Genomic DNA, 3684 nt, shown 5'->3' with positions numbered 1-3684 from the left:
TCATAGAAGGCAACCGCATCCCTTTTGAACTGCTCGTCATAGCGTTTCGCTGACATGGTGGTAGATTACCTTTCCCCCAGCCCGACTGAGCTGAGATTGGGTGTCTACCTAACGGGGGTCAGGTCCCAAGATGCTGAACCGCGTACTCAACAAACTGGAACAACTCGACACCCAAATCGTCTTCTACGGCCAAGAAAAACCACCAGACAGCAACGAGGAAACAGGCGAAAACGAACAATCACGCTACGACCATGCGATGAAACAGCTCATCCAACGCATCAACTGGTCGCTACCAGAAAACCAACGACATCTCATGGTGCTAGACAAACAAGGCCCAAAAGAACGCATGGAAATCTTCGCATCGAGCGCAGCCTTCATGTTCTCCCACCAGGATGCAGACAAACTCCTCGAACCACCACTCGAGGTCGAAAGCCATCTCTATCAAACTGTCCAGTGCGCAGATTGGATCTGCGCCCTTCTAGGACGAATCTCGGCGCTCAAATGCGACCCTGAGTTTGACGAATTCGAATGGGCCATCAAGTATTTCGGAAATCGATTAGCACATGAAAGCAGCCCGCACAGCAAAATCCGCGCAGCTGGTGAAGGCAAAGATACATATGCCAATCACCTCGGAAGCTACCGTCACTGCTATTCCAAGGACGAAATACCAATGAGCGCAACCGATTTCGAATCACTAAAAGCGAGGTTCAATGATTGATGCTCTCTTCGACGTCGCCGAGAATCGTGGCTACCGCATCGTATGGCACCGAGGTGGCCCCAAAGGTACGTGGCTCCCCCACCGCACGACGATCAGTCTCCGTATCGGCATGGATGACGTCGAGACGCCTTGCTCGCGCGCACACGAGTTGGGTCACGCCCACTACAACGACCCACCCGGCGCGCGTGGCCGTCGAACTAGGGGTTACGACCTATGTGGCTCGAACGTGACAGAACACATTAAGGGATTATGTTTCCTTACTTAGCACATAACGGCCTAGGGCGTTATAATGGTTTTAGTGCGGAGTGAAACGCACCAGAAAGAGAGGTGAAGGATGTAGACTATAGCAACATCATTGCCACCATAACCCTGGTAGTCATGGTCATTATCTGGCTAGACACCAGACGTAAATAAAGAAGCCCCCGGCTATAGCAACTAGGCGGGGGACTTCCCCAACCACACTACACGAAAGGGCACCTTACTAATGCGATTCACACTCATCGGAGCCTGCACCGCTATCATCATGGCCCTGGCCGGAGCCTCCGCATTCTTTATCCCAGCCTTCCTCGCCGTCGGATACGTCATCGACCACAACCGCAAGGAGACCGCCTAATGAGCCCCATTGAATCTGCCGCCGTCTATATACTCGGCGCCATCGTACTTTACGCACTTACCGGCTTTGGATGGCTACCCGCACTTGGCGGCATACTGGTAATATCCGCCATGGCACGCCACATCTACTCCGAGGAGCGTGGATGAACCCCATCATCACCGACAAAGACACCGGGCGCGAACTGTGGCGAGTTAAAGAGTGTGCGGCGCATTGCGGAATTAAACCCTCGACCTGGACAACCTACACGGCACAAGGACGCACCCCCGCCCCCATCGGTAACTTCGACAAGCGCACCCCCCTCTGGGATGCGCTAGAGGTCCAAGAATGGCACGCAGGCCGCCCCGGCAGCCCCGTACCTAACCATCCCTAGGATTGCGCAATTCTCGTCAAGACCTTGCCAGACACAACCTCCTTAACGAGATCACCAGCAGCAATTGAACCACTTGCAACATCATCCACAATGTGGCCTGCGCGGTAAACCATCACATGCGCATCCTTCGCCACATTATGGGCGACAATGCCGAAGGGTGCGGAACCAGCAGGCGCTGGCTTAACAACCGGGTTGAGCCCATCAGTCTTGCCTGAAATCTCAACAAAAGACCCCGCAGAAATCGCCTCAGCCGCCTTCACGGTCGGGTTCTGTGTAGGGGTGCAGCGAACAACGGTAGAAGCCTTTTATTGCCGCCTATGTGTTTGAAAACCGCCCCTTTGACTAGCCAGTGCGATGGATAAATGAAATCCTTTTCGGGCTGGGATGTTGAAGCGCCGGGCTTCAAATCCTCCACCGGATAGTCAGAGGGCAGCGCAGCCTTCTTCGCTGCCTCCACCTGCAGCGCACCGATACGCTGCGCATTCGCCTCAAACTTCTCCGGGTCGCTACCGAGCAGATCGGCATTATCCTCAGAAATGTCGTACTTAGCGAGAGCCTGGGCGCGCTTGAGTTGAATCTCGAACTAGCGCCACCGCGTGCACGTTCAGCCTCCAGGGCCTCCTGCGCCCGCTGCAGTTCAGTCTTCTCGGCTTCTTGGATTTCCTTGAACTTTTCAGCAATCGGCCTACGCTCCTACAACTAAACTCTGAACGCGGCCGCTTCAACACAAACCTTAGCGAGCACGTCCTAATAGTCGTCGATGATCATCTCCGGCTTATCATTCGCAGCCACCTCCTGGGCGCTCTGCGGTGCACGTGCGTCACCAGTGCCTTCGGTCGTGGTGGCGAGTGCTTCATCCAAAGTGTGACCTCCTGGGCCATCGTGGTGTGGCCATAACAAAACCCCGCCACCACAAGGTACGCGGGGTTAGTGCGTCGCCCGGACTCGGACCGGGGAACCTACCATCTAGGCGACGCTAATCATCTTCAATTCGTCGATACAGTTCATCGCGAGAAATATCAAGCATGCCAATAACGGTCACGAACGCAGGATTGCCTTCAGTTTCTACTTCGACAATCATGTCGCCATCATCATTAGCAACCATTTCCAAAACAATGCGGTGCAAAAGAATATGCCCCCCATTTCATACGGCCTCATCATGTGAGCTTTACTTACGAATGATTCCACTCCACAGGAACCACTTCCAAGGCCTCATCCCCCTCTGCTTCAGCCAGGGCATCCAACTCCGCCTGCCTCTTTTTCTCCGCCTCCCAAGCTGTCTGAACCTCTTCACGGCTACGGATCACATTCCCATCGAAATCAATGACCTCATAGACTGATGGGAAATACATAGGCGCCGAACTACCAGAGACAACAGTGCCGTCTTTTTCAAAGACGACAATCCAAGGGCTGTCTCCAAATTGCAGAGGGCTATCAGGGGGCGTCGCTTTTTCAAACACATAACGCCCTTCACCTCGCTCAATTAAATCAGAGACTAGACCCTTTGGGCCCGCTGATTTTTGCGCAATTTTGATCACCTCATTCAAAGTTAGCGCCATTGCTGCAAAGCACCTCCGATAACATCGAGAACGCCGTCAACCGGATCGCAATCATCAATTCTTACTGCCGCCAAAGACCCGGATTTCAAAACAGAACTGGGTTTATACTAATTCGAACCAGTTTTGACGGTTCCGACTTGTGGGTCATGGGTTGCAATCCTATTGCACTGAAGTGTCCCGGGTTTTGTTCCGTTTGAGTAGATGGGAAAATCTGGAACATGCCAAAGAAGTTTGATCAGGATGCGAAGGACCGTGTGGTCCGCTTGGTTGAGGATCGTATTCTGGCGGAGAATCTTTTGAAGCGGCCTGGGTTGGTCGGAGACTAGGTTTTACCCTAGGAGGACGATCAGCATGGCACGACCCAGTCAGTACGACGCAGCCACGCAGGAGCGCGCGGTGCGCATGTACTTCGAGCGCCTCGAGG

Annotated in this window: 6 protein-coding genes; 3 read left to right on the top strand and 3 right to left on the bottom strand. The window is 53.7% G+C overall.

Annotated elements, in window-relative coordinates; translation table 11 throughout:
- Window positions 1–130 precede the first annotated feature (130 nt).
- The 3 genes from NQ050_RS10910 to NQ050_RS10900 all read left to right on the top strand — a co-directional run bounded on the left by NQ050_RS10910 (window position 131) and on the right by NQ050_RS10900 (window position 1701).
- Window positions 131–718 carry a DUF3800 domain-containing protein gene (locus NQ050_RS10910; RefSeq protein WP_257039373.1) on the top strand — a complete coding sequence of 196 codons (588 nt, stop codon included), beginning with the start codon at window positions 131–133 and terminating at the stop codon, window positions 716–718.
- A gap of 484 nt (window positions 719–1202) precedes the next feature.
- Complete coding sequence (locus NQ050_RS10905; RefSeq protein ID WP_257039372.1) at window positions 1203–1331, top strand: hypothetical protein; 129 nt, start codon at window positions 1203–1205, stop codon at window positions 1329–1331.
- 142 nt (window positions 1332–1473) lie between these two features.
- A complete protein-coding gene (locus NQ050_RS10900) occupies window positions 1474–1701 on the top strand; it encodes an AlpA family transcriptional regulator (protein WP_257039371.1) in 228 nt (75 codons plus the stop codon).
- On the opposite strand, the gene NQ050_RS10895 is transcribed toward NQ050_RS10900, so the two are convergent.
- The 3 genes from NQ050_RS10895 to NQ050_RS10885 form a co-directional block, all read right to left on the bottom strand.
- Window positions 1698–1961: a capsid cement protein gene (locus tag NQ050_RS10895; RefSeq protein ID WP_257039370.1), complete on the bottom strand. Its 264-nt coding sequence runs from the start codon at window positions 1959–1961 to the stop codon at window positions 1698–1700. The genes NQ050_RS10900 and NQ050_RS10895 overlap by 4 nt on opposite strands.
- A 716-nt stretch (window positions 1962–2677) precedes the next feature.
- Window positions 2678–2806, bottom strand: a complete 129-nt coding sequence (locus tag NQ050_RS10890; protein WP_257039369.1) for a hypothetical protein — start codon at window positions 2804–2806, stop codon at window positions 2678–2680.
- Between the two features lie 67 nt (window positions 2807–2873).
- Window positions 2874–3260 (bottom strand): hypothetical protein, encoded by a 387-nt coding sequence (locus NQ050_RS10885; protein WP_257039368.1) that lies wholly within the window; start codon window positions 3258–3260, stop codon window positions 2874–2876.
- Window positions 3261–3684 lie beyond the last annotated feature (424 nt).

The organism is Corynebacterium sp. 122RC1 (assembly GCF_024580955.1).
In the GTDB taxonomy this organism is placed as follows: domain Bacteria; phylum Actinomycetota; class Actinomycetes; order Mycobacteriales; family Mycobacteriaceae; genus Corynebacterium; species Corynebacterium kozikiae.
This window is presented reverse-complemented; position numbering and strand designations above follow the sequence as displayed.

Bases quoted from the DNA above. Each gene is read 5' to 3' on its own strand.
- NQ050_RS10890 (WP_257039369.1), bottom strand. From the start codon at position 2,806: ATGGTTGCTAATGATGATGGCGACATGATTGTCGAAGTAGAAACTGAA.
- NQ050_RS10900 (WP_257039371.1), top strand. From the start codon at position 1,474: ATGAACCCCATCATCACCGACAAAGACACCGGGCGCGAACTGTGGCGA.
- NQ050_RS10885 (WP_257039368.1), bottom strand. From the start codon at position 3,260: ATGGCGCTAACTTTGAATGAGGTGATCAAAATTGCGCAAAAATCAGCG.
- NQ050_RS10905 (WP_257039372.1), top strand. From the start codon at position 1,203: ATGCGATTCACACTCATCGGAGCCTGCACCGCTATCATCATGGCCCTG.
- NQ050_RS10910 (WP_257039373.1), top strand. From the start codon at position 131: ATGCTGAACCGCGTACTCAACAAACTGGAACAACTCGACACCCAAATC.